This is a genomic window from Xanthomarina spongicola (genome assembly GCF_003148645.1).
In the GTDB taxonomy this organism is placed as follows: domain Bacteria; phylum Bacteroidota; class Bacteroidia; order Flavobacteriales; family Flavobacteriaceae; genus Xanthomarina; species Xanthomarina spongicola.
The window spans coordinates 162,874-187,661 of sequence record NZ_QGGP01000005.1 but is presented as its reverse complement, the minus strand read 5'-3'; the positions used below and the strand labels follow the sequence as shown (position 1 = coordinate 187,661).

At 30.6% G+C, this 24,788-nt stretch carries 27 protein-coding genes; 10 read left to right on the top strand and 17 right to left on the bottom strand.

Going from position 1 to position 24,788, the window contains the following annotated elements; all coding sequences use genetic code 11:
* Positions 1-252 carry a 30S ribosomal protein S20 gene (rpsT, locus tag LX78_RS11145; RefSeq protein WP_109682741.1) on the top strand — a complete coding sequence of 84 codons (252 nt, stop codon included), beginning with the start codon at positions 1-3 and terminating at the stop codon, positions 250-252.
* Between the two features lie 141 nt (positions 253-393).
* Here the strand turns inward: rpsT and rho are convergent, their stop codons facing one another.
* Positions 394-2,034 (bottom strand): transcription termination factor Rho, encoded by a 1,641-nt coding sequence (rho, locus tag LX78_RS11140; protein ID WP_109682740.1) that lies wholly within the window; start codon positions 2,032-2,034, stop codon positions 394-396.
* 196 nt (positions 2,035-2,230) lie between these two features.
* Here rho and LX78_RS11135 point away from each other — a divergent pair, with 196 nt between their 5' ends.
* On the top strand, positions 2,231-2,641 hold the full coding sequence (locus tag LX78_RS11135) for a DUF4293 domain-containing protein (protein WP_109682739.1): 411 nt from the start codon (positions 2,231-2,233) through the stop codon (positions 2,639-2,641).
* 58 nt (positions 2,642-2,699) lie between these two features.
* Here LX78_RS11135 and LX78_RS11130 read toward each other — a convergent pair whose 3' ends face one another.
* Positions 2,700-3,194, bottom strand: a complete 495-nt coding sequence (locus LX78_RS11130) for a metallophosphoesterase family protein (protein WP_109682738.1) — start codon at positions 3,192-3,194, stop codon at positions 2,700-2,702.
* A 114-nt stretch (positions 3,195-3,308) separates the two neighbouring features.
* On the opposite strand from LX78_RS11130, the gene truA reads away from it, so the two are divergent.
* On the top strand, positions 3,309-4,058 hold the full coding sequence (gene truA / locus LX78_RS11125) for a tRNA pseudouridine(38-40) synthase TruA (protein ID WP_109682737.1): 750 nt from the start codon (positions 3,309-3,311) through the stop codon (positions 4,056-4,058).
* A gap of 36 nt (positions 4,059-4,094) precedes the next feature.
* Positions 4,095-5,858, top strand: a complete 1,764-nt coding sequence (locus LX78_RS11120; protein WP_109682736.1) for an ABC transporter ATP-binding protein — start codon at positions 4,095-4,097, stop codon at positions 5,856-5,858.
* Here the strand turns inward: LX78_RS11120 and LX78_RS11115 are convergent.
* The 4 genes from LX78_RS11115 to folP are packed head-to-tail and all read right to left on the bottom strand — an operon-like array spanning position 5,851 to position 8,951.
* On the bottom strand, positions 5,851-6,636 hold the full coding sequence (locus LX78_RS11115; RefSeq protein WP_109682735.1) for a DUF3667 domain-containing protein: 786 nt from the start codon (positions 6,634-6,636) through the stop codon (positions 5,851-5,853). The two genes, LX78_RS11120 and LX78_RS11115, sit on opposite strands and share 8 nt — an antisense overlap.
* Position 6,637: 1 nt before the next feature.
* Complete coding sequence (cdaA, locus tag LX78_RS11110; RefSeq protein ID WP_109682734.1) at positions 6,638-7,423, bottom strand: diadenylate cyclase CdaA; 786 nt, start codon at positions 7,421-7,423, stop codon at positions 6,638-6,640.
* Positions 7,424-7,458: 35 nt separating this feature from the next.
* Entirely contained in the window at positions 7,459-8,124 is a 666-nt protein-coding gene (locus LX78_RS11105) for a hypothetical protein (protein ID WP_109682733.1), read from the bottom strand.
* A gap of 2 nt (positions 8,125-8,126) precedes the next feature.
* Positions 8,127-8,951, bottom strand: coding sequence for a dihydropteroate synthase (folP, locus tag LX78_RS11100; RefSeq protein WP_109682732.1), 825 nt, complete (start codon positions 8,949-8,951; stop codon positions 8,127-8,129).
* A 149-nt stretch (positions 8,952-9,100) separates the two neighbouring features.
* Between folP and LX78_RS11095 the strand changes: the two genes are divergently transcribed.
* The 6 genes from LX78_RS11095 (at position 9,101) to LX78_RS11070 (ending at position 14,167) form a co-directional block, all read left to right on the top strand.
* Positions 9,101-9,640 (top strand): DUF1599 domain-containing protein, encoded by a 540-nt coding sequence (locus LX78_RS11095; protein ID WP_109682731.1) that lies wholly within the window; start codon positions 9,101-9,103, stop codon positions 9,638-9,640.
* Between the two features lie 51 nt (positions 9,641-9,691).
* Positions 9,692-10,999, top strand: a complete 1,308-nt coding sequence (locus LX78_RS11090; protein ID WP_109682730.1) for a BT_3928 family protein — start codon at positions 9,692-9,694, stop codon at positions 10,997-10,999.
* A gap of 4 nt (positions 11,000-11,003) precedes the next feature.
* Positions 11,004-12,080, top strand: a complete 1,077-nt coding sequence (locus LX78_RS11085; RefSeq protein WP_109682729.1) for an ABC transporter permease — start codon at positions 11,004-11,006, stop codon at positions 12,078-12,080.
* A gap of 203 nt (positions 12,081-12,283) precedes the next feature.
* Positions 12,284-13,033 (top strand): triose-phosphate isomerase, encoded by a 750-nt coding sequence (gene tpiA, locus LX78_RS11080; RefSeq protein WP_109682728.1) that lies wholly within the window; start codon positions 12,284-12,286, stop codon positions 13,031-13,033.
* A gap of 3 nt (positions 13,034-13,036) precedes the next feature.
* Positions 13,037-13,873 (top strand): 50S ribosomal protein L11 methyltransferase, encoded by an 837-nt coding sequence (prmA, locus tag LX78_RS11075; protein WP_109682727.1) that lies wholly within the window; start codon positions 13,037-13,039, stop codon positions 13,871-13,873.
* Positions 13,874-13,891: 18 nt separating this feature from the next.
* Positions 13,892-14,167, top strand: a complete 276-nt coding sequence (locus tag LX78_RS11070) for an ATP-dependent Clp protease adaptor ClpS (RefSeq protein ID WP_109682726.1) — start codon at positions 13,892-13,894, stop codon at positions 14,165-14,167.
* Between the two features lie 287 nt (positions 14,168-14,454).
* Here LX78_RS11070 and LX78_RS11065 read toward each other — a convergent pair whose 3' ends face one another.
* From LX78_RS11065 to LX78_RS11015, 11 genes are all read right to left on the bottom strand, one after another.
* Entirely contained in the window at positions 14,455-15,543 is a 1,089-nt protein-coding gene (locus LX78_RS11065; RefSeq protein ID WP_109682725.1) for a mechanosensitive ion channel family protein, read from the bottom strand.
* 1,021 nt (positions 15,544-16,564) lie between these two features.
* A complete protein-coding gene (gene nhaA / locus LX78_RS11060) occupies positions 16,565-17,878 on the bottom strand; it encodes a Na+/H+ antiporter NhaA (protein WP_109682724.1) in 1,314 nt (437 codons plus the stop codon).
* 211 nt (positions 17,879-18,089) lie between these two features.
* On the bottom strand, positions 18,090-18,974 hold the full coding sequence (locus LX78_RS11055; RefSeq protein WP_109682723.1) for a pirin family protein: 885 nt from the start codon (positions 18,972-18,974) through the stop codon (positions 18,090-18,092).
* Between the two features lie 7 nt (positions 18,975-18,981).
* Positions 18,982-19,290, bottom strand: a complete 309-nt coding sequence (locus LX78_RS11050) for a phosphoribosylpyrophosphate synthetase (RefSeq protein WP_109682722.1) — start codon at positions 19,288-19,290, stop codon at positions 18,982-18,984.
* A 20-nt stretch (positions 19,291-19,310) separates the two neighbouring features.
* Positions 19,311-20,237, bottom strand: coding sequence for a DsbA family protein (locus LX78_RS11045; protein ID WP_109682721.1), 927 nt, complete (start codon positions 20,235-20,237; stop codon positions 19,311-19,313).
* Between the two features lie 11 nt (positions 20,238-20,248).
* Positions 20,249-20,632, bottom strand: a complete 384-nt coding sequence (locus LX78_RS11040; RefSeq protein WP_109682720.1) for a nuclear transport factor 2 family protein — start codon at positions 20,630-20,632, stop codon at positions 20,249-20,251.
* Between the two features lie 63 nt (positions 20,633-20,695).
* Positions 20,696-22,207, bottom strand: coding sequence for a catalase (locus tag LX78_RS11035; RefSeq protein WP_109682719.1), 1,512 nt, complete (start codon positions 22,205-22,207; stop codon positions 20,696-20,698).
* Positions 22,208-22,348: 141 nt separating this feature from the next.
* On the bottom strand, positions 22,349-22,990 hold the full coding sequence (locus LX78_RS11030; protein ID WP_109682718.1) for an HdeD family acid-resistance protein: 642 nt from the start codon (positions 22,988-22,990) through the stop codon (positions 22,349-22,351).
* Positions 22,991-23,036: 46 nt separating this feature from the next.
* The gene (locus LX78_RS11025; protein ID WP_109682717.1) at positions 23,037-23,855 is read right to left on the bottom strand and encodes a universal stress protein; all 819 of its coding nucleotides are present in this window, start codon (positions 23,853-23,855) and stop codon (positions 23,037-23,039) included.
* Positions 23,856-23,985: 130 nt separating this feature from the next.
* The gene (locus LX78_RS11020; RefSeq protein ID WP_109682716.1) at positions 23,986-24,291 is read right to left on the bottom strand and encodes an HPF/RaiA family ribosome-associated protein; all 306 of its coding nucleotides are present in this window, start codon (positions 24,289-24,291) and stop codon (positions 23,986-23,988) included.
* Positions 24,292-24,314: 23 nt separating this feature from the next.
* Positions 24,315-24,788 carry a Dps family protein gene (locus tag LX78_RS11015; protein WP_109682715.1) on the bottom strand — a complete coding sequence of 158 codons (474 nt, stop codon included), beginning with the start codon at positions 24,786-24,788 and terminating at the stop codon, positions 24,315-24,317.

Here is a 24,788-nt window from a genome sequence, read left to right as displayed (position 1 = left end):
ATGGCAAATCATAAGTCAGCATTAAAGAGAATTAGAAGTAACGAAGCTAAACGTTTAAGAAACAAGTATCAGCATAAAACAACACGTAATGCTATTAAAAAATTACGTGAATTAGAATCTAAGAAAGAAGCTGAGACAATGTTTCCTACAATAGTTTCAATGATTGATAAATTAGCTAAGAAAAATATTATTCATGCTAACAAAGCATCGAATTTAAAATCTAGCTTAACTAAGCACGTAGCTTCTTTATAAGAAATTTACTTAAGTATAAGTAGAAAGCCTTTCAATTTAAAATTGAAAGGCTTTTTTTGTTTTATTATTTTGATTTTAACCATTAGCAAAAAAAAAGCCTTGACATAATCTAGGCTTTATAAGTATTTAAATGGTTTTAGATTATCCGTTCATGGATATTAAAAACTCTTCATTATTTCTTGTTTGTTTGAATCTTTCATTAATAAATTCCATAGCTTCAACAGGATTCATATCTGCTAAGTATTTACGCATAACCCACATTCTTTGAATAGTTGTTTCGTCTAATAAGATATCATCTCGTCTAGTGCTTGATGAAGTAAGGTCTATTGCAGGGAAAATTCTACGGTTAGATATTTTTCTATCTAATTGTAATTCCATATTACCAGTACCTTTAAATTCTTCAAAGATTACTTCGTCCATTTTAGATCCTGTTTCTGTAAGTGCAGTTGCTATTATGGTTAAAGAACCACCATTTTCTATATTTCTTGCAGCACCAAAGAAACGTTTTGGTTTGTGTAAAGCATTTGCATCAACACCACCACTTAATATTTTACCTGAAGCTGGTTGAACTGTATTATAGGCTCTTGCAAGACGTGTAATTGAATCTAAAAGTATTACGACATCATGACCACACTCAACCAATCGTTTTGCTTTTTCTAATACAATGTCTGCTATTTTTACGTGCTCGTGTGCTTCTTTGTCGAAAGTTGAAGCAATAACTTCTCCACGAACATTACGTTGCATATCTGTAACCTCTTCTGGTCTTTCGTCTATAAGTAATATCATTTGGTAAACTTCAGGATGGTTAGCTGCTATTGCATTTGCTACATCCTTTAATAACATAGTTTTACCAGTTTTTGGTTGAGAGACTATCATACCACGTTGTCCTTTTCCAATTGGAGAAAACAAATCCATAATTCTAGTAGAAATAGTACTTTGTCTTTCAGCTATATTAAATTTTTCTTGAGGAAAAAGAGGTGTTAAATGTTCAAAAGAAACTCTATCTCTTACCACTTCTGGGTTTTGACCATTAATCTTGTTTACCTTTATTAAAGGAAAATATTTTTCTCCTTCTTTTGGAGGTCTCACATTTCCAAGAACAGTGTCTCCTTTTTTCAATCCAAATAATCTTATTTGAGATTGAGATACATAAATATCATCAGGAGAAGACAAATAATTATAATCAGATGAACGTAAAAAACCGTATCCATCTTGCATCACGTCTAAAACACCTTCACTTTCAATAATAGCATCAAACTCAAAGTCTGGTTCACGATACCTGTTTCTAGTATCTTTATTACCATTAGAATTACCTTGATTCTGTTTTTTATTTTGGTTTGGATTTTTATTTTCTCTTTTAGGACGATTTTGATTATCGTTCTTAGTGTGAGTTCTTTGTTCGTCTTTATTCTCATCCTTGCTTTTATTCTCAGTGTTTTGAGAAGGATTAGAAGGTTTAGAGTGTTGAGGTTTTTTGTTTTCCACTTTTGGAGCTTCAGCTTTTTCTTTTTGAATAGGCTTTTGCTCAGTTTTTTGCTGCTCTCTAGCTGGTGGTCTTTGTACTCTTTGTCTCGGTTTTTTGTCTTGTTGTTTTGGAGCTTCTTTTATAGGTTCCTCTTTTACAACTTCTTTTACTGCTTTTGGGTTAGCAGCTTGATGATCTAGGATTTGATATACTAAATCTAATTTCTTTAAAGAACGATATTTAGAAACGTTCAGTTTTTTTGCTATGTCCTGTAACTCAGGAAGCTTCATTTCTTTTAATTGTGAGATTTCAAACATTGATGTTGAATTGAATATTTGTGTTAAATATTAAATTTGAATTTTTCTGAAAAAAATTGATTTTATTCTGAAGAATTAACAACTTACAACTGTGATAGTTGTAATTTATTATTGCAATTATACAACTTTATTTTATTTATTTAAGTTATTTTTAAAAAAGAAACTATTATTTTTGTCCCTCAAAATAGTATAAATAATGCTTCAAAGAATTCAAACTATATATCTTTTAATTGCTGCAGGAGTTTCTGGAGGACTTATATATGTGTTTGAATTATGGACATCGCCAGAAAATGTAAAAATATATGCAGATGATATAAATTACATTTTTGCTATGTTTTTAGTTTCGGCATTTTTTTCAATACTATCTATTTCAAGATTTAAAAATAGGAAATCTCAATTTATGTTGGGACGACTAAACATTATATTAAACTTTTTTTTACTAGGATTATTTGTGTATCAATCTCTAAATTTATCTGGAGAAGCTTTAGTTTCTGAGAAAGGTATTGGGATTTTTCTTCCTATTATTTCTATCGTGTTTTTGGCATTAGCCAATAAGGCCATTAAGAAGGATGAAGATCTCGTGAAATCTGTAGATCGATTAAGATAAGCCTATCATCTTAGTAGTATTAGTGCGTAAACCCAAGGTGAAGACCTTGGGTTTTTTATTACCTGTTTTCAAATTCAATAACTTCTAAGTCTTTTATATTACTTTCATCTATTACAAAACGAAGCATTGTTCTTACTTTGTGAAAACCATATTTTCCTACTGCTCCAGGATTCATATGTAATAAATTTAATTTTTTATCTGGCATTACTTTTAAAATATGCGAATGTCCACAAATAAATAAATCTGGAGGGTTTTTTCTAATTGAATCTCTAATCCTAATGTCGTATCTATTTGGATAACCTCCTATATGTGTTATCCAGACATCAACACCTTCACACATAAACCGATTGTTCTCTGGAAACTCTGTTCGAGCTTCATGGCCATCAATATTTCCAAAAACAGCTTTTAAGGGTTTTAGTTTCTTTATCTGGTTTGTTACGTTTAAATCGCCAATATCTCCTGCATGCCAAACTTCGTCAGCTTGCTTTACATGTTTTAAAATAGCATCATCTATATAGCTGTGAGTGTCTGAAAGGAGAAGAATTTTCTTCATATTATATCCTTGGAAGGGTTCCGGAGATTCGGAATAATTTTATTTAACGTTTATTTGAAATTTCAAGAAAGATTAAAATTCTATCTTTGCTTTTCACAAAAATAGCACTTTAGCTTGAGATATTTTTTAGAACTTACATATAATGGAAAAGACTATCATGGCTGGCAAAATCAGCCTAACGCTATTTCTGTACAAGAAGTCATTGAAAAGTCTTTATCAACACTTCTAAACGAAACTATTTCTATTTTTGGTGCAGGACGAACAGATGCTGGTGTTCATGCCAAACAAATGTTCGCTCATTTCGATACAGAGGTTGATTTTTTAGATGAAGATTTAGTTTATAAACTCAATTCATTTTTGCCAAAAGACATTGCCATACTAGATATTTTTAAAGTAAAACCAGATACTCATGCAAGATTTCATGCTTTAAGTCGAGCTTATCTATACAGAATTTCCTTAAGTAAGGATGTGTTTAATAATGATGGTGCTTTTTATTTAAAACAAGATTTAGACATTGATAAAATGAAAGAAGCATCAAAAATACTATTACACTATAAAGATTTTCAATGTTTTTCTAAAAGCAATACAGATGTAAACACCTATAATTGCAACATTATGCAAACGGAATTAGAATTAGTAAATAACGAATTGCATTTTACTGTTACAGCAGATAGGTTTTTACGAAATATGGTTCGAGCTATTGTTGGAACATTAATTAATGTTGGTCTAGGAAAACTAGAAGTAGAAGACTTGCACACAATTATTAAATCTAAAAATAGAAGTGAAGCAGGTTTTTCGGTTCCAGCTCATGGCTTGTATTTAATAGAGGTAAAATATCCAGAATCAATTAAATTAACTGAATAAAATAAAAGGGGATTTCCACTTTCGTGGGAAGTAAACATGAGTAAAATAGAGTCCATATTAGAAATAAACTTATTTAAAAAACTTTTAATATTTATTAAGCCATACAAGCTTGTATTTATTGGAGTGCTTTTAGCTGTTATTTTATTGGCTATTTTTGGAGCTGTAAGACCATATATTTTACAACAAGCCATAGATAATAATATTGCAACTAAAACAGTTGAAGGCTTTTTGCCTTATATTTTTATTATGGCAGGAGTTCTTCTTTCTGAAGTAATTTGTCAATTACTATTTATTTATTATTCAGGATATCTTGGTCAAAGTGTGGTTAAAGACATTCGTGTGAAACTTTTTGATCACATGATTCGTTTTAGAATGAAATACTTCGATAACTCTTCGGTAGGCGTTTTAATTACCAGAGCAGTAACAGATATGGAACGTATTGCAGATGTTTTTGGCGAAGGTCTTTTTATGATATTTAGAGATTTGCTTACAATGCTTGTAGTTTCATTAGTCATGCTTTATATGAATTGGGAATTAAGCATCATTGTATTTTTAATGTTGCCATTGGTTCTATATGCCACACGTATTTTTCAGAAGTATATGAAACTTGCTTTCGAAGAAGTTAGAACTGAAGTCTCAAATCTAAATTCGTTTGTGCAAGAACGAATTACTGGAATGAAAATTCTTCAATTGTTTACAAGAGAAGAAACCGAATACAAGAAATTTAAAGAAATTAATCAACGTCATAAAAAAGCTTGGTTGAAAACAGTTTGGTATAACTCGATTTTTTTCCCAATTGCCGAATTATCTTCATCTATAACTATTGGTCTTATTGCTTGGTATGGAGGTTTAAATACAGTTATTGATCAAACAGCTTCCCTTGGAGATTTAACAGCTTTTATCATGATGATTCCTATGTTGTTTAGACCTCTTCGTCAAATTGCAGATAAATTTAACACACTACAAATGGGAATGATTGCTGCAAAAAGAGTGTTTAGAGTTTTAGATACAACGTCTCAAATAGATGATACAGGTACTCAGGTAGCTTCACATTTTAATGGACATATTTCATTTAAAGATGTTCACTTTAGTTATGTTGAAGACGAAGAAGTTTTAAAAGGTATTTCTTTTGAAGTTAATGTTGGGGAAACAGTTGCCATTGTTGGTGCCACTGGAGCAGGAAAATCGACCATTATTAATTTATTAAATCGGTTTTACGATATAAACAAAGGAACAATTTGCATCGATAATATTAATATCAAGAAGCTAACTTTAAGGTCTTTACGAGCCCAAATTGCAATCGTATTGCAAGATGTGTTTTTATTTGCTGATACTATTTTAAATAATATTACTTTAAACAATCCAGATATTACAATAAAAGATGTTGAACAAGCTGCTAAAGATATTGGGATTCACGATTTTATTATGAGTCTTCCAAATGGTTACCATTATAATGTTAAGGAACGTGGAGCCATGTTATCATCAGGACAAAGACAATTAATTTCATTTTTAAGAGCATACGTTACAAATCCAAGCATCTTGGTTTTAGACGAGGCAACATCATCTGTAGATTCTTATTCAGAACAGCTTATCCAAAATGCAACCTATAAAATAACCAAAGGAAGAACATCTATTGTTATTGCTCATAGATTAGCAACCATAAAAAAAGCCGATAAAATAATTGTTATGGATCAAGGACAAATTGTTGAAATTGGTACACATAAAGCACTTCTTAAAAAACAAAATGGTTATTACAAAAATCTATACGAAGTCCAGTTCTTAAAAGAAGAAGTTATGTAGGTTTCATAGCTTTAGAAAACTCCACAATTCCACCATAATAAATAATCATTATAATAACAAATAGTATAATGAAGATTAAGTAGAATACGATACCTACAACAAAAAACAATAAGGTTTTTAAAATAATTCCTTTTAGACTTAAATTAAAAACACGCTTTAAACTATAAGCAGAAAAGCCAACTTGTAATAACATAGTAAAGATAGCTATATTCCCCATGTCATATCCTAATGCAAGACTTATAAGAGTAGGTAAAATCATTAAAAGTGTTAATTGGGAAAGTATATATAGAAACATTACTAAATGTTCTGTGTAGTTGTATTTCTTTTTATTGAAAAATACAATTTTAGATATTAATGCGTAAAGAGGAACGAATGACATGAGCATTAGAGATTGATATTCAATCATGCTATTCATAAAATCATTGGACATTTTAGCTTGATCTTCAACAACTATAGCAGAAAGGTCTAAACTTTCGGGAAAGAATTTAGAGATAAGAAACATTTGCAATCCTGCTAAAGTAATAGAAATAGCAAAGAAGCTAATTGGGTTTACATATTTTTTTCTAACGCCATCTACATAACTTCCAATAACCTCTTCTGGTTTTGTTAATAAGCAAATAAAGGTTTGTAGAAATTTGTTGTCATAATTTAAGAACTGTTCACTGAAATTTTCAAACAGATTTCTAAAAGTTAGTCTGTTGCGAATTATTTTGCCACCACAGTTTTTACAAAATAAATCTGTGTCAGATATGCTAGTATGACAGTTCTTACAATTCAAATTAAACTAAATTATTTTTTATTAATTGAGACAATTCTTGTATGTCTTTAAACATAATAAAATCGCCATCTTTAAAAAAAGATATTTGCCCAGTTTCTTCACTAACAACAATAGCTAAAGCATCAGTTTTCTCTGTAATTCCTACTGCTGCTCTATGTCTTAAACCAAAACGTTGAGGCAAGGTTTTTTCGTTATTTAATGGAAGAATAACTCTAGTTGCCTTAACAATATTATTAGCAATTATTATTGCTCCATCATGCAAGGGACTGTTTTTAAAAAAGATACTTTCTATTATAGGTTGAGTTACTTTTATTCTCATTTCGTCTCCAGTATTTGCAAGAAAATCTAGATTATTATTACATTCAAAAACAATTAAAGCACCTGTTTTTGTTGATGCCATTTTATTACAGGCAGCTATAATAGCATCAACATCTGTTTTGTTGTCTGCTTCAGTTTTTAAAAAGTTAAACTGTTTAAAAAATTTTCGCCTTTTACTAAAGTTTGTTGAACCAACCATCAATAAGAATTTTCTGATTTCTTGTTGAAAAACAACAATTAAGGCTATCAAACCAACACTCATAAATCCACCAAGAATCTTGCTAAGCATCTTCATTTGAAGCGCATCTGTAAGTAAATAGATAAAATAGATAATTACAATTCCAATAAAGATATTTATGGCTACAGTACCTTTTACAAGTTTATAAACATAATAGAGTAGTAGTGCAACTAGAATAACATCTATAATGTCTATAACAGTAAATTTTAAAAGGTCATTAAAGATTTCCAAGTGCAAGGTGTTTTGGTAAATTTAACAAAATATAGTTAATTAAAAACGAACTCTTCGTTAGCTAAAATAACATTTTCTGTTTTTGCTTTATTTAAAAGTGATTTGAAAGTAATATAATTTTGAAAATTTAGGTCTTTGTTTATAAATAAATATATGGTTTTGGCTTCATTGTTTTCAATGGCAAGATTTTTAAGGTCTTCTAAGAAAGACGATTCAGAAGTTATTAAAACTGTATCATGAGTAGAGATTATTTCAATATTAGAAACTTCGTTAATTATAATATGTAACTCGTTAGGTTTAATAGTAATATCACTTGGTTTTTTATCTATGTAAAAAACATCAGTAAAATCAATAAAACCTAAGTTGTTTATGCTAGTATCATGACAAGTAAAATAGTTTCTGGCAGACTCGTTTTTATGTACTTCGGCATTTCGTTTTTTGTCTTGGAGATATATAATTTTTGGAATGGCTTGTTTTAAGGTCAAGCGTTTATCTACATTAACAAGCCAGTTAGTTGTACTAATTAATGTTTTTCTATTAAGCTCTATGCTATCTTCCTTTGTTTCATCGTAAAAAAGATAAGCAGGAGAAACATCTAAAATTTCAGTAATCTCTGAATTTGATATTTCAGGAAGCTGAACAATTTTTTCATTGCCACAAGACAATAATAACAGAAGTATTGTTATTTGAAAATATTTCATTTTTAAGAGTTTAATTGTTCTAATAGTTTAACGCATTCCACTGCTTCTTTAACATCATGTACACGTAAAATAGATGCACTTTTTTGAAGCGCAATAGTGTTTAAAATACTTGTGCCATTTAGAGCTTCTTTTGCTGAATTCTCTAATGTTTTGTATATCATAGACTTTCTGGAAAGTCCAACTAAAATAGGCTTATCCAGAATATTAAAAAGTTCAAGCTTGTTTAAAATTTCAAAGTTTTGTTCGCTAGTTTTTGCAAATCCAAATCCTAGATCTATAATAACATCTATTATTCCAAGTGCTTTAGCCTTAGCAATCCTTTCAGAAAAATAAAACAATACATCTTTTAATAGATTCTCGTAATTAGTCTGTAGCTGCATAGTTTGTGGAGTGCCTTTCATGTGCATCATAATATATGGCACATGCAATTTACCTACAGTCTTCAACATATTCTCATCTAAATGTCCTGCAGAAATATCATTAATTAAAGCAGCTCCAGCTTCAATGCCTTGTTTAGCAACCTGGCTTCTAAACGTATCAATTGAAATAATAATTTCTGGAAATTCTTTTATTATTAGAGTAATTATAGGGAGTAAACGTTTTAACTCAACTTCTTCACTAATATGTTCTGCATTTGGTCTAGAACTGTAAGCTCCAATATCTATAAAAGTGGCTTCATTTTTCAACATCATATAAACCTGAGAGAGAATTTCGCTATCGTTTTTGTATTTGCCACCATCAAAAAAAGAATCTGGTGTCAGGTTTAAAATCCCCATGACTTTGGGAGATGATAAATCAATAAGGTTGCCTTTGCAGTTAATCGTCATATAAGTATTTCAAGTTCAAAATTAATAAAGCAAAATTAATATAATCACAATAAAACATTCGTGTATTCATGGTAAAATAAAAACATTCAGCATGGGACTTTGAACTCTGAATTATTTAAGCGAAATTTACGCAAAATTCATTTTAATCCATGCAAGATACTTCAAAACAATACGACGCTGTAATAAAAACATGTAGAGATTTATTTATTAAAAAAATGAAAGATTATGGAAGTGCTTGGCGTATTTTACGTTTGCCATCTCTTACAGATCAAATTTTTATAAAAGCACAACGTATTAGAGGTTTACAACAAAACGAAGTTCAAAAAGTAGATGAAGGCCAAGAGAGTGAGTTTGTAGGAATTATTAATTACTGTGTTATGGCATTGGTTCAAATTGAAAGAGGCATTGTTGAACAGCCAGATTTATCTGTAGATGAAGCCATAGAATTATACGATGAAAAAGTAGCCATTACAAAGCAACTTATGATGGATAAAAACCATGATTATGGTGAGGCTTGGCGAGATATGCGTGTAAGTAGTTTAACAGATTTAATTTTGCAAAAGTTATTGAGAGTTAAACAAATAGAAGACAATCAAGGAAAAACTTTAGTAAGCGAAGGCATAGATGCTAATTATCAAGACATGATTAATTATGCCGTTTTTGCTTTAATTCATTTAAACGATAAATAAAAATAGATTAATGTCATGCTGAGCTTGTCGAAGCATCTCAAATATATAAACATGAAATACATAGTAAACATTAGTAGAATTTTAGTAGGCATTTTATTTATTATCTCTGGATTAATTAAGCTAAACGATCCTCTTGGATTTTCGTATAAATTGCAAGAATATTTTAGTGCAGATGTACTTAATATTACATTTTTGGAGCCTTATGCTTTAGCAATTTCTATTTTCGTGGTAATTTTTGAAGTCATCTTAGGAGTCTTCTTGCTTATAGGTTATAAATCAAAATTTACTGTTTGGAGTTTATTGGGAATGATTGTGTTTTTTACCTTCCTAACATTTTATTCAGCATACTTCGAAAAGGTTAAAGATTGTGGTTGTTTTGGTGATGCTATTCCTTTAACTCCTTGGGAAAGTTTTTATAAAGATGTTATTCTCTCTGTCCTTATTTTAATTCTATTTTTTGGTGTAAAACACATCAAACCAATTTTTAATAAGTTAGGATTAACCGTTGTAGCCTTATTAAGTTTTATTGGTTGTTTATGGTTTGGATATCATGTCTTAATGCATTTGCCATCAATAGATTTTAGAGCATATGCTGTTGGTAAAAATATTATGGAAGGAATGATTGTACCAGAAGATGCACCAAAACCTGTTCAAGAATTTACATGGACATTTAAAGTAAATGGAGAGGATAAAGAGTATGTAACTAACGGAAGTTATCCTGAAGTTGATGGTGAATATGTAGGTGTTGAAACAAAAATTATTGAGGAAGGTTATGATCCTCCAGTGAAAGATTTTTCAATAGAAACGATGGATGAAGATTTTACTGAATATTATTTAAGCGAAGACAATCTCATTATGATTATCATGTATAATTTAGATACAGCTGAAAAAGAAGGAGTAGTCAAATTGAAAGCATTTTCAGATCAAGCTATAAAAAATGGATATACAGTTATAGGCATGACAGCTTCAGGAGAAGAAGCCAAGCAACGCATGAAAGAGATGTACAAACTAAATTTTGACTTTTTCCTTTCTGATGAAAAAGCATTAAAAACAGTTGTGCGTTCTAGTCCTGGAATTTTAAAATTAAATAAAGGAACAGTTATGCAAAAAGTACATTGGAACGATTTGGAAGATATAGATTTACCTGAAGTAGAACACAAGCCAATACCAAAAGAAGAAACTGTTGCTGAAGAGCAATTGCTTTATGTTATTGATGGTGTTCAATATGAGAAATCTTATGTAGATCAAATCGACCCAGAAATAATTGAATCTGTTAATATTATTAAAGATACTCTTGTTATAAGAGAAATGGGAATTGTAGATTTTGATTCAATAATTGAAATTAAATTAAAGAAATAATAATCTGTTTAGCTATCTATTAAATAAAATATTTTACGCCTTACTCACTTTATTTGGAGTAGTTACTGTTATATTCTTTTTATTTAATGTCCTTCCAGGAGATCCAGCACAAATGATGCTTGGTCAAAATGAAGATAGCAAGCAATTGGCAATAGTAAAACAGAAATATGGTTTCGATAAACCCATAAGCACGCAATATTTTTATTATTTAAACGATTTATCGCCAATCTCATTTCATTCAAATCAACCAACAGACTATACCTTTTTAAGAGAAGGAAAATATACAGCTACAAGTTTGTTTACAATTGGCAATACCACTACAGTATTTAAATTTCCATATTTAAGAGAATCTTTTACAAAACAAGGAAAAAATGTAAGTCAGGTTTTAGCAGAAACATTACCTAATACTTTTGTTTTAGCAGTAAGTGCTATTTGTTTAGCGCTTTTAATTGGATTGATTTTAGGCGTTGTTTCGGCATTATATAAAGATACGTGGTTAGATAAATTAATTCAGATTGTAAGTACAGTTGGTATGAGTGTGCCTTCATTTTTTAGTGCTATTCTATTTGCTTGGTTGTTTGGTTTTGTGCTTCATGAGTATACCAATTTGGAAATGACTGGAAGTTTATACGAATTAGACGATTATGGCGAAGCCATGCACATTCAATGGAAAAATTTAATCCTACCAGCAATTGTTTTAGGTATTCGTCCATTAGCTGTAGTTATTCAGTTAATGAGGAATTCATTATTGGAAGTTTTTAATCAAGATTATATTCGAACAGCAAGAGCAAAAGGGTTAAGCGAATTTCAAATCATAAAAAAACATGCTATTAAAAATGCTTTAAACCCAGTAGTTACAGCAATTTCTGGATGGTTTGCATCCATGTTGGCTGGAGCTGTTTTTGTAGAATATATTTTTGGATGGAATGGACTTGGAAAAGAAATAGTTAACGCATTAAACACGTTGGATTTACCAGTTATAATGGGTTCGGTTTTAATAATTGCCTTACTTTTTATAATAATCAATATTTTTGTAGATATTATATATGCTTGGTTAGACCCTAAAGTAACATTAGAATAATATTCCTGTAGACACTGGAATCTTTTAAATGCAATTTGTGCTACTTTAGTTTTGTTGACTAGAAAGTATTCAAAAAACAAACTTGATTAAAATAATTACTTTTGTATCTCTTGCAAGTTTTTTATAAAGCTTGTGGATTTAGATAGGGTTTAGTAAAAAAATAAATTTATAATTAAAAGATACCTGCTTTCGCAGGCATAAGTATGAGAAAAAATATCGTTGCAGGAAACTGGAAAATGAATAATGATTTAGCAATGACAGAATCATTAATTACAGAACTAAAAAAACAGCATCAAACGTCTAATGCAGAGGTTATGATAGCGCCAACATTTACGAATCTCTGGCATGCTTTTGAAGCCTTAAAAACTTCCAAAATAGAAGTTATTGCACAAAACATGCACTATGCAGAATCTGGGGCTTACACAGGAGAAGTAAGTGCAGAAATGCTTAAAAGTGTTGGTGTAAAAACTGTTATTTTAGGACATAGCGAACGTCGTGCCTATTTTAATGAAACGGATAGTTCTTTAGCTAAAAAAGTAGATGCTGCTTTAAAATATAACATGAGAATTATCTTTTGTTTCGGTGAAGAATTAACTGATAGAAAAGCAAATAATCACGAAAGAGTTGTAGAAAATCAAATAAGAAATGGATTGTTTCATCTAGACGCTTCAGCGTTTAAAAACATTGTTTTAGCTTACGAACCCGTTTGGGCAATTGGAACAGGCGAAACTGCAAGTCCAGAGCAAGCTCAAGATATGCATGCTTTTATTAGAAAAACTTTGGCTGATACTTATGGGAATGAAGTGGCAAATTCCGTTTCTATTTTATATGGAGGAAGTGTAAAACCTTCAAACGCTAAAGAAATTTTTTCTAAACCAGATGTCGATGGTGGATTAATAGGTGGAGCTGCACTTAATGCTGAAGACTTTTATGCCATTGTAAACGCTTTTTAAATTATGTCGAACACGATTTATATTGGTTACGAATTTAAGGTGTCACCTTTACAACCTGCAACCGAAATTTTAATTGCTGAATTAGGTTATGCTGGTTTCGAAAGTTTTGTAGAAACTGACGAAGGAGTTACTGCTTATATTCAAAAAGACGAATGGCATGATGCCATATTAGAAGATATTCAAATTTTGGACTCAGATGAATTTGAAATAAGTTTTACGTTCAACGAAATAGAACAAGTCAATTGGAACCAGGAATGGGAAAAGAATTTTAATCCGATTGTTGTTGAAAACTTATGTTCTGTTCGAGCGCCTTTTCATGAAAAACCAACAACTAAATATGATATTGTAATTGAACCAAAAATGAGTTTTGGAACAGGTCATCATGAAACCACACATATGATGATTCAGTATATATTAAAAAATGATTTTGAAGGAAAATCGGTTTTGGATATGGGTTGTGGTACTGGAGTTTTAGCTATTCTAGCCGAAATGAAAGGAGCAAATCCAGTTGATGCTATAGATTATGATAATTGGTGCTATCTTAATTCTTTAGAAAATGTAGCCCGTAATAACTGCAAGCATATAACAGTTTTAGAAGGTGATGCTAATTTACTTGTAGATAGAAAATACGATGTAATTATCGCTAACATAAATAGAAACATATTGCTAAACGATATGGAGCAATATACCAAATGTTTAAACCCAAATGGTGTCTTGTTTTTAAGTGGATTTTATGTAGACGATATTCCAATTATTGAAGCCGAATGCAATAAGTTTCAGTTAAACCTCGTTGAATCCATAGAAAAAAACCAATGGGTTGCATTAAAATTTTTAAATTAGTAGAGTAAAGTTTTAAAAATGAGTACTAAAGAAAAAATACAAGAACAAATAGAAGTTGAAACAAAAGAGCAAAATCTTAATGAAATTGTATTGTATAACGATGATGTAAATACGTTCGATCATGTTATAAATACACTTGTTTTTGCTTGCGAGCACACACCAGAACAGGCAGAACAATGTTCTATTATTGTTCATTATAAAGGTAAATGTACTGTTAAAACGGGAGTTTACGACGAGCTGGAACCAAGATGTTCCATGCTCTTAGAAGCAGGTTTGAGTGCAGAAATTGTATAAAAAAAAGCACCTACTAAGTAGTAGATGCTTTCCTTTTTTAAGAAACCAACCTGTTTAGATTGTCTCTTCGATTAATAGCATTATAAATATCTAAAATCCAAAATTAATATCCTATGATTTTTATCAGTCATAAGAGAAAAAACGATTTTAAATTTCTTGAAGTGTATAATGTTTAATGACTTCGACTAGGTAATATATAATCACTAGAGTCTTAAATAAGTGTTTAACTAGTTGTTAATTATTACCAATTAAGAATTTAACATCCATTTATAAACAAGTTGAGATTTCTATTTTACATTTTGGGATTTCATGACAATGTTTCTATAAGGAAATGGGATTTCAATACCTTCTTTATCAAATCGTTTTTTAATACTTTCTAATACATCAATTTTTAGTTGAAAACTATCGTTATAGTCTCTTCCCCAAGTCCAAGCTCGTATGGTTATTGAAGATTCATTTAGTTGTATCAAAGCAGTTTTAACTATTGGTTTCCCTTCCTGTATTTCTAATTCTGTACGATTATCTAAAATTAGCGGGTGATTTTCACATTCTTCTTGCATGATTTTTTTTGCTAAATCAATATCACTATCGTATGAGATTCCTATCTCTATACGCTCACAACATTTTAACTCACCTAAATCATAATTAATCAACTTTTCTTTATTAATAATAGAGTTAGGGATTACAATCATCTTATTCTCAAAATTTCTAATAACTGTATGCCGTAACGTAATATCTGTTACTGTACCTACCATAGTATCTGTTACTTTTACACGATCTCCAATTTTAAAAGGTTTGAAGGATATAATAAACAAACCTCCTACTATATTAGATAGTGCTTCTTGCGAAGAAATACCAACTATAAGTGTAATTACTCCAGCTCCACCTAAAGCAGTATGTGCAACACCTTTTAACGATGGAAAAGCTAAGAGACATAAAAGAATTCCTATAAAATAAATACTAACCAATACTACATATCTTAAAAACTTAAAGCTTGTTGGATCATGTTGGTTTTCAATCTTTTTTTGGATATCGATCCTGAACCACAAATTAGCAGATGTTGCAACAATAATGGTTATTGCTAAAACTATGCCTATGTAAAGAACAGATTTAAAGTTGTCTATTATAACACCTTTGTTTTGCTTTTCTACAAAAAGATAACTTAAAGCAATAATACCTAAAACAAACCATAGTGTATTTAAAATTCGTTTTAACATATTAGATGCTCTTGGTGGCTCGTTTGGAAATTTTCTATTCTTTTCTTTTACCAGCCATTTATGCAATCTATTAGTTAAACTTCGTAATGCGAATATCAAAGCAATTACAATTATACTGTATACTATATCTTGTTTGTGTATTTCTAAAAATTCAATCATATTAATAATTCTCTATCTATATTTTTTATATAAATATACCGAATTGTAAATAGTTTGGCACCTAATAAATAATAAATTTTGGCAATATATAATTGAGACTGTTTGTAAACTTCAGATATATTTTGGGTGTTAGATTAAGTGTCAATATCTACATTAAAATGGTCTAATTTGACAAATATATATTGAATAACCACTTCTAAGTTTTTATAACCTTCAAAGAAAAATAAAAGCCTGATTTTAAGAATTATTTAACTTGAAAAGATCAATAATAAGGCCTATATTTGTCTAGTTATTAAAAGTTTATATACTTGTAATGTTTAGTAAGTTTACACATATCAATTTTTTGTTGAAAGCAACTTATTTTCATGTTTATGTACCAGTACAAACAAGGATAAATACTCTTAAGTTGAAAATTATCTTCCCGACTTTATAAGCACGACGAGTGTGCTTAAAACAATCCGCTAAAATTCACCATTTCAATTTTTCTATTGTATTGCAGTTGATGGTATCTCGTAATTAAAAGTTTTAGCAAATTACTTAGGATTGTAGTTATGATAAATACTAATAATTCACAATTAAAATTTAGAAATCATGGCAAGAAATAAAAATTTAAAAGCTCCTAAAGTTGATTTGAAAGAAAAAAGACAAGAAAAGATTTTAATGAAATTAGAAGCAAAACAAACTAGAAAACGCAGATAAAATATTTGTGCTTTAAGTAATTGTTTAATTTAGTTATGTTTAATGTTAAAACCCTGTTTCAAGTGCCATTGAAGACAGGGTTTTTTCTTAATATGTTTACTGTTTAAAAACACTTTTTGATTGTGCTCCAAATAATAAATAAGCTTCGTTAATGATGTTGTATCTTTGAATCAACTATTAAAAAAATAAATCTTATTTCAAATTTCATAACAAATCACGCCAAGGAGTTTTTAGAATTCTTAAAAAGTACAAGTTTTTCAAAAGCTGTTTTAATTGGTATTGTTAAATTTAAGAAAAATGTAATCTTACCAGCTTTTATTTTTTAATCGTTAAAACTCTCAGTTTTATTTGAACTAATCCTCAAAATCAAATAACCAATTATTGCAGAAATAAAAGACCCAATAAGGATGCCTATTTTAGCTGAATCTATAAATTCTGGTGTAGATGCAAAAGCTAAACTCGCAATAAAAATTGCCATAGTAAAACCAATTCCTGCTAAAAAAGAAACACCTATAATTTGTTTGACACCTATATCGCTTGGAATAGCTATCAGTTTTATTTTTTTTGCTAGCAAAACAATTGATGTAATTCCGATGCCTTTGCCCAATACTAAACAAATTATAATATTGGTTACTAAAGCAGTGTCTAAATACGCTGAGCTATCAATCAGTACTCCAGCATTTGCGAGTGCAAATATTGGAATAATAAAATAAGCAACCCAGCCATGTAGATCATGTTCTAACCTCTGTAAAGGCGACTGGAATTGGGAAGCCCAGTCTTCTAAATCGTCAACAAGTATAATTTGCTCTTTAGATAAAATTGGTTTTTGAAGAATACTAGTATTCTTAATATCCTTATAGACATTTTCTAGTTGTTCTAAAAATGTTGTTGTATCAATTTTTTGTCTAATTGGAACAGAAAATGCCATTAGAATACCAGCCACAGTTGGATGAATTCCAGAATTTAAGAATAAAAACCAAATAACTGTCCCAAAAAAGAAAAACACATATTTTGAGTAAAAGCCTTTAAAAGAAAATAAGTATAATACAGCAAGCATACATATAGCAATAAATAACATACTAATATTAATAGTTCCACTATAAAATAAAGCGATTACCAATACTGCGCCAATATCATCTACAATTGCAAAAGCTGTTAAAAATATTTTGAGGCTCAATGGTACACGTTTTCCTAATACATTTAAAACGGCCAAGGAAAAGGCAATATCAGTCGCCATAGGAATTCCCCAACCTTTTGTCGTTTCAGGATTTTGATTCAAGACTAAAAATAATACCACAGGAACCAACATGCCTCCTAATGCACCAACTAATGGAAAGGCAATTTTTTTCATGGAATTGAGTTCGCCAATCATCAACTCTCTTTTAATTTCTAAACCTATAAGAAAAAAGAAAACTGCCATTAATCCATCATTAATCCATAGAATTAAAGGTTTTTTAAATTCGAAGCTATCGGTTACAATGCCAATATCATACTGCCAAAGTTCTCTATATATATTACCAAATGATGAATTTGCCCAAACTAAAGCAATAATTGTAGTTAGCAGCAACAAGATACCACTAAGGCTTTGAATTTTTACGAATTTCTGAAAAGGTGTGAGGAATACTTTTTTTATCATCTAAGTTAGTTAGTTTAGCATAAGTTTGTTTTTAAATAAAAGGTCTAAAGCTCAAATTTAAATCAATATTACAAAAATGATGATAATAAACTAACCTGTTTTATTAATAAACGAATAACTTTGATAAGTTTAAATGTAACCTCTTCAAGAATAGCATATTTATTATGTGCTACTGGTCTATTTATTAATTCAATACGCAAATATGCTTGTTTTACTTTCTGTTGAAAGTTGGATAAGGGATATACTCAGTTTCGTCTCCTTTTATTTTATCGAATGCTTGGTCTTTCCATTTTTGTTTGGCTTGGCCAATTAACTCTTTATCTGAAGACACAAAATTCCAATCGATAAAACGTTCTTCAGGAAAAGGTTCGCCTCCAAAAATATAAATGGTGCTATTTTCCTGAATGGTAAACTCACAAAGTGAGCTGTCTTTTGCCACTAATAATTGTTTTGGTTCATAAATATTGCCTTCGCTTTCAATGGCACCATTAAGAATATACAAACCAGCTTCACCATAAAGTTCGTTGCCAATATTTACAACTTGTTTTGTTTTGCTTTTTATTTCAAGCATAAATAGTTTGCTAAAAACAGGAACTGGTGATTTTTTACCAAATGCTTCGCCAGCAACTAATTTGAATTGTAAGTCTCCTTCTTCCCAACTAGGAATATCTTTTTCTTCAATATGAGAAAATTGCGGATCCATTTGTTCCAAATATTTTGGCAATGCTACCCAAATTTGTAAACCATGCATATATAAGGGCGAGTCTCGCAAATATTCTGGTGTTCGTTCAGAATGTACAATGCCTTTTCCTGCTGTCATCCAGTTAACAGCTCCAGGTTTTATTTCTATTTCATTACCCAACGTGTCACGATGCATAATGCTACCTTCAAATAAAAATGTAAGGGTTGATAAGCCTATATGAGGATGTGGTAATACATCAAAATTTTGACGCTCATTTAATTTAACAGGTCCCATGTGGTCTATGTAAATAAAAGGACCAACCATTCGCTTTTGACGAAACGGTAATAATCTACCTACCATAAATTTTCCAATATTGGCAGCTCTTTCTTCTATGATAAGTTTGATGTTAGACATAATAATATTATCGTTCTGGTCTGTTTAATTTTTGAACTAGTTTAAAGGATGCATAATCTGCATAAATTCCGTAAGCATTTACTAATAACCCTTTTATTTTTCCATCTTTTGATGAAATGGCGTATAAAACACTTTCATTGTCGACATCTGACATTTCTTGAAAACGATGTTTTTCATCTATATTAAACTCGTCTGGTTGTAATTGACAATTTTGTTCAGCACATTCTATGAACTCTTCTTTCATATTAAAATTATAGGTGTAACCTTTTTTTGTGAGGTCGTTTATGGCTTCAGATAAGCTTGTATATTTTCCCATTGTATAAAAGTTTTAATTGATTATTTTTTAATCGTCCAAATAGAACCGTTTTTTGTGGTTAGTATTTGCAATTTACCATTTTTTGAAAGTTCATTCAAAATAGTTTCACTTTCATTTCTTGGTGTTCCAGAGAGTTCAGAATACTCTTTAGCTGTGAGCGAATTATATTTTGAGAAGAGTATTTCCCAATTTTTACTGTATTCACTTTTTGTAGCATTAGGATTCAGTTTTAGAATTGCCATTTCATAAAATGCATAAGGCCTTGTACCATATACTATTTCTTTATTTCCAGAATTGTCAATAAAGAAAATCGTTGGAAACCCTCTTACTCCAAGCTCTCTTCCTAATTTTAAATCGTCTTGAAACAATGCCTTTGCTTTATCTTCAAAATCGGTTTTTAATTGTTCGACATTTAGTCCAACAGTTTTTGCTGCAGTTGCTAAATGTTCCCACTTTGCGATATTTTTCTTTTTTAAGAACACTAATTCTCTTATTTCTCGCATAAACAAAAGAGCTTTTTCTTCATCTTGAATTTGAGCAGCTTTAAACGCAATAGATGGTGGATACGAAGAGTCTAAAGGATCTTCTAACCAAAGATCTCCATCAATTGGCATATCGTAATGTAAACTCACTTCGTCCCAATGAGAAGCCACGTCCGAAGGTTTGCCAATCCCACCACTATTGTAACTCCAATCTGGTAATAAACCTCCCATTCTATATTCTATCTCAACAACATTGCCATATTCTAGTTTCAATTTTCGTAATTGTGGTTCAATTCCCCAACACGATGAGCAAATAGGGTCTGTATAATATATGAGTTTTACTGATTTCTCTGTGGATTGTTCTAAACTTTGAGATGCAATATTTGTTGCTTCATCTGTAGTTTCACACATTCCTGTTTCTATATCGCATAAAAGCGGATTATTATTTGTTGTTTCATTCTTCATATTCCCTAATTTTATTGCGTTACTTCTTCTGAACTTGCAAATTCCTCCATTTTTTTAATTAAATCATTTTCAACTGTATAGATTTGAACCCAATCTTGTTTCAATTCTCTTCCAGATCGTTTTATTTTTTGATGTTCACGTCCTAAGACTACAACCATATTACCTTCAACGATATATTGTAGTGGTTCAAAGTTGATGATTTCAGTTCTTTCCATAATATTATTATAAAAAGCTCTTACACCTTCTTTTTTTTCAAACTTTCCTTTTGGGATAATTTGTGTGCCATGATAAATCCAAACAGTATCGTCTGAAACTGATGCTACAAATTTATCTGCATCGCCACTGCTAAATGCAGCGAACATATTCTCTACTACCTTTTTTGCTGAATTTTTCATGTTTATAAAATTTAATTTTTGTGATAAAATCCATTACAAATTCTATATAAATTTCTTATCCCATCAATTACTTGGTCTTGGTGCCCATTTATCAAAAGGTGTCATATCGAAATTATTAACTTCATCCATCGTTAAACCTAGTGCTTTTGCCACACCTTGTCCATATTCTGGATCTGCTTTAAAACAGTTTCTAATATGGCGGATCTGAATAAATTTCTCTGCTCCACCTACTTGTGCTGCTGTATTTTTAAATAATACATCTGCTTTACCATCGGCTTTAATAATGCGGAACAAGTCTCCTGGTTGTGTGAAGTAATCTTCATCATCATCCCTAAAATTGTGAGCATAAGCACTACCATCTAACTCTAAAGGTGGTTCTTTTGCATCTGGTTGTTCTTGCCATTCACCATAACTATTTGGCTCGTAATGTAAGGTGCCTCCATGATTTCCGTCGACACGCATGGTTCCATCTCTATGATTTGAATGATAAGGACAAGTTGGTTTGTTTACAGGAATTTGATAATGATTTACGCCCAATCTATAGCGTTGCGCATCACCATAAGAAAACAAACGTCCTTGTAGCATTTTATCTGGTGAAAAGCCAATACCAGGCACTACATTTAACGGATTAAAAGCAGCTTGTTCTACATCTTGAAAATAGTTTTCTGGATTTCTGTTCAGTTCAAATTCGCCAACAGGAATAAGTGGAAAATCTTTTTTAGACCACACTTTGGTTAAATCGAAAGGATGAAAACGATATGTTTTTGCTTCATCTTCTGTCATTACCTGAACAAACATTTTCCATTTAGGGAAATCTTTTCCTTCAATGGCATCAAAAAGATCTCTTTGAGATGATTCTCTGTCCATTCCAACTATTTTCATAGCTTCTTCATCAGACAAGTTTTTAATACCTTGTTGCGACACAAAATGAAACTTTACCCAATGCCTAACGTTGTCTTTATTGATAAAACTAAAGGTATGGCTTCCAAAACCGTGCATGTGTCTATATCCTTTTGGTATACCACGATCACTCATGGTTATGGTAACCTGATGTAGTGATTCAGGAAGCAAGGTCCAAAAATCCCAGTTGTTATTGGCACTTCTTAAATTGGTTTTAGGGTCGCGTTTTACAGCACGATTTAAGTCTGGAAATTTCATTGGGTCTCGAAAGAAAAATACTGGTGTGTTATTTCCTACCAAATCCCAAATACCTTCTTCGGTATAAAATTTTAATGCGAAACCTCTAATATCTCTTTCGGCATCAGCAGCACCTCTTTCTCCAGCAACAGTAGAAAATCGGCTAAACATTTCAGTCTTTTTTCCAACTTCGTTAAAAAATTTGGCTTTTGTGTATTTAGTAATGTCGTGAGTAACTGTAAAAGTTCCGAAAGCACCTGAGCCTTTTGCATGCATTCTTCTTTCTGGAATAACCTCTCTGTCAAAGTTTGCCATTTTTTCAAGAAACCAAGCATCTTGCATTAACATTGGTCCTCTTGGCCCTGCAGTTTGTACGTTTTGATTATCTCCAACTGGTGCTCCAGTTTGTCTTGTGAGTTTTGATTTTTTGTCTTTCATTTTTAATTGGTTTTAAAGTGAATTATATGAATAATACTGGAGCAAAAAAATATATTGAATTAAATAGTTATTAATCTATAGGTTTAATTCTTCATTTGTACTGATTTAATTTATACTTAACTTATTGTCATTTTTTTTCTTCTATTCATCATCCCATTCTTTACGAATTTCTATCATAAGATCATCGTAGCGTTTTACTAAATCTGCTGATATTTTTTTTGATGACTTATGTAATTTTCGGAATTGAAGCGAAAGAAAAATGCTAAAAAGTCCAGCAAACAAGAAGTTTAAAGCTACCAATACTACAATACTTAATCCAGCAAAAAGCGGATTCCAAATAAGGATGAATGATACGATTGTACCAATAATACCAAGTATTAAAAGACCACTCCATTGTTTACTTCCGTATTTTTTAACATCTAATGCAAAACCAATTGTTGAAATAGAACGAAATAAAATTACAAAGCCAATATAAAACGCTAAAGCAGTTAAGGATAAATTAGGTTTTAGTAATAATAATACTCCTACTATTGAAGTTATTATACCAAATGCTAAAGACCAGCCCCAATTATCTAACCTGTCTTTATTTATAAATGAAAAAACACTTTCTGAAACTCCACTTATCAAAAATGACAAAGCAAATAGCAACGATAAGGCTCTCAACGAACCTTCTGGCGAACTAAACACTACAATACTTATAACAACAAAGAAAACACCTACAAATAAAGGAATGTACCAATGCTTTATGGTATTTTTAATTGCTTTTAAAAATGATGTTTCCATGGTTATATGTTTTAGTGGTTTATATTACTAGGTTAACAGTCAATGTTTATAGTTTAAAACTCAAAACTGGACGTTTTGAATGATTTGCGAGATTTTCTGAAATACTGCCTTTGATTAAATGATTTAAACCTTTTCTGGCATTTGTTAACACAACCAAAGCATCAGCGTTTGTTTCGTCTGCAAATTGAATCACACCATCTTCAATAGTATATCCAGCTATGAAATCTACTTTGTTCGATCCACCAACCATTTTAAATTCTTCTGCTTTTCTTTTGAACTCTTTGGAACTTAAGAAACCATTATTTGGTCTGTTAACATATACAGGATGAACTTTACTTCCTAATTTTGAAAGTAACTGGTTAGCTTTCTTATAAGCTTCAACGCTTTCTAAACTCATATCTGTTGCCAGTACCACATTGTTGAGGTCGAAACCTTTAGGTTCGGTTTTAACAATTAGAACAGGTGTGCTACTGTTTCGTACCATTTTTTCTGCATTGGATCCTGCAAAAATGCCATCTTGAAGCGTAATGCCTTGAGAACCCATAATAATTAAATCTGCATTTAATTCTTTAGCTACAGTATCAACTTCTTTATAAACTTTATGCTTTTTTATAACTGGTATTACATTAACGCCATCCAGATAATCTTTTTCCAAAAAAGTTTCGAATCTTTTTTTTGCTAGGGAAAGCATAAAAAACATTTCATTTTTGCTCTCATTGCTTGAAATGGAAATTAAAGCATCAGACAACTCTAACATATGCAATACATGTAGGGTTGCATTGTGTTTTTTAGCTAATATAGCACCTGTTTGCAAAGCAAATTCTGATTGTTGTGAAAAATCAACTGGTATGATTATGTTTTTCATGGTTTTGTTTTTAATAATTTTTAATTGTGTTCTGTTTTTTAATTAATAATATTTTAAATGATTAAGATGACTTCATGATCTACTAAACATTGAATTATTTGTAGACCATGAAGCATCACTTTATAATATATTAAAGTTTTTCTAACTGCTTGCGAAGTTTTTCTTCAACATTTGCCAATAGCGCATGGAAGTTATCTCCATATTCTGAAGCAAATGGGTCTTTTCCAGGTACACCAAGGCGAATACTTACTTGTTTTTGTTGGGTTTTCTTTTCTGCTTTATCTTCAAAATATACGTCTGCCCATTCTATTCTATCATAATATCTGTGTAGACGAGAAATAGCTTTGCGTATTGTATCTTTTACATCTTCACCCAAAGTTAAATCAACAGCTTGCACGTTAATTTTTATGCCTGTAATGTTTTCTGTGTAATCCATAACTAATAATTTTAAGTTAGTTTTTATTTAAGATAAGCCGTGTACATCCAAACTAATTTTTCTTGTTCGCTGATATAATCACTCATTAAAGCGTTTGTACCTTCGTCATCTGCATCTGCTGATAAATCAAGGATTTCACGTTGTAGAATAATTATAATTTTTAACGATTCTAATATGTCTTTAACATCTTTTACTCCGTCTGACACTTCGTTACTTTCTTTAATTTTTGCTTCTTTTTGATATACCGAAAACTGGTGGTTTGGTGTGTGACCTAGCGTTCTAATTCGCTCTGCTACATCATCAATTTTTATAAATAGATTTTCATAAAGTTCTTGGAATTTATCGTGTAATTCAAAGAATTTATCTCCTTTAATATTCCAATGGTATCCTCTTACATTTTGATAAAATATAGAATAGTCTGCTAAAAGTTCGTTTAGTTTTTCTGCTAAGACTTCAGATTTTCTTACATTAAGTCCGATTGAATTTAATTGTGTCAT

What these genes read in the sequence shown, in the direction of transcription:
- rpsT (WP_109682741.1), top strand. Translation starts at nt 1, where the DNA reads ATGGCAAATCATAAGTCAGCATTAAAGAGAATTAGAAGTAACGAAGCT.
- rho (WP_109682740.1), bottom strand. Translation starts at nt 2,034, where the DNA reads ATGTTTGAAATCTCACAATTAAAAGAAATGAAGCTTCCTGAGTTACAG.
- LX78_RS11135 (WP_109682739.1), top strand. Translation starts at nt 2,231, where the DNA reads ATGCTTCAAAGAATTCAAACTATATATCTTTTAATTGCTGCAGGAGTT.
- LX78_RS11130 (WP_109682738.1), bottom strand. Translation starts at nt 3,194, where the DNA reads ATGAAGAAAATTCTTCTCCTTTCAGACACTCACAGCTATATAGATGAT.
- LX78_RS11120 (WP_109682736.1), top strand. Translation starts at nt 4,095, where the DNA reads ATGAGTAAAATAGAGTCCATATTAGAAATAAACTTATTTAAAAAACTT.
- LX78_RS11105 (WP_109682733.1), bottom strand. Translation starts at nt 8,124, where the DNA reads ATGAAATATTTTCAAATAACAATACTTCTGTTATTATTGTCTTGTGGC.
- folP (WP_109682732.1), bottom strand. Translation starts at nt 8,951, where the DNA reads ATGACGATTAACTGCAAAGGCAACCTTATTGATTTATCATCTCCCAAA.
- LX78_RS11095 (WP_109682731.1), top strand. Translation starts at nt 9,101, where the DNA reads ATGCAAGATACTTCAAAACAATACGACGCTGTAATAAAAACATGTAGA.
- LX78_RS11090 (WP_109682730.1), top strand. Translation starts at nt 9,692, where the DNA reads ATGAAATACATAGTAAACATTAGTAGAATTTTAGTAGGCATTTTATTT.
- tpiA (WP_109682728.1), top strand. Translation starts at nt 12,284, where the DNA reads ATGAGAAAAAATATCGTTGCAGGAAACTGGAAAATGAATAATGATTTA.
- prmA (WP_109682727.1), top strand. Translation starts at nt 13,037, where the DNA reads ATGTCGAACACGATTTATATTGGTTACGAATTTAAGGTGTCACCTTTA.
- LX78_RS11070 (WP_109682726.1), top strand. Translation starts at nt 13,892, where the DNA reads ATGAGTACTAAAGAAAAAATACAAGAACAAATAGAAGTTGAAACAAAA.
- LX78_RS11065 (WP_109682725.1), bottom strand. Translation starts at nt 15,543, where the DNA reads ATGATTGAATTTTTAGAAATACACAAACAAGATATAGTATACAGTATA.
- nhaA (WP_109682724.1), bottom strand. Translation starts at nt 17,878, where the DNA reads ATGATAAAAAAAGTATTCCTCACACCTTTTCAGAAATTCGTAAAAATT.
- LX78_RS11055 (WP_109682723.1), bottom strand. Translation starts at nt 18,974, where the DNA reads ATGTCTAACATCAAACTTATCATAGAAGAAAGAGCTGCCAATATTGGA.
- LX78_RS11050 (WP_109682722.1), bottom strand. Translation starts at nt 19,290, where the DNA reads ATGGGAAAATATACAAGCTTATCTGAAGCCATAAACGACCTCACAAAA.
- LX78_RS11045 (WP_109682721.1), bottom strand. Translation starts at nt 20,237, where the DNA reads ATGAAGAATGAAACAACAAATAATAATCCGCTTTTATGCGATATAGAA.
- LX78_RS11040 (WP_109682720.1), bottom strand. Translation starts at nt 20,632, where the DNA reads ATGAAAAATTCAGCAAAAAAGGTAGTAGAGAATATGTTCGCTGCATTT.
- LX78_RS11035 (WP_109682719.1), bottom strand. Translation starts at nt 22,207, where the DNA reads ATGAAAGACAAAAAATCAAAACTCACAAGACAAACTGGAGCACCAGTT.
- LX78_RS11030 (WP_109682718.1), bottom strand. Translation starts at nt 22,990, where the DNA reads ATGGAAACATCATTTTTAAAAGCAATTAAAAATACCATAAAGCATTGG.
- LX78_RS11025 (WP_109682717.1), bottom strand. Translation starts at nt 23,855, where the DNA reads ATGAAAAACATAATCATACCAGTTGATTTTTCACAACAATCAGAATTT.
- LX78_RS11020 (WP_109682716.1), bottom strand. Translation starts at nt 24,291, where the DNA reads ATGGATTACACAGAAAACATTACAGGCATAAAAATTAACGTGCAAGCT.
- LX78_RS11015 (WP_109682715.1), bottom strand. Translation starts at nt 24,788, where the DNA reads ATGACACAATTAAATTCAATCGGACTTAATGTAAGAAAATCTGAAGTC.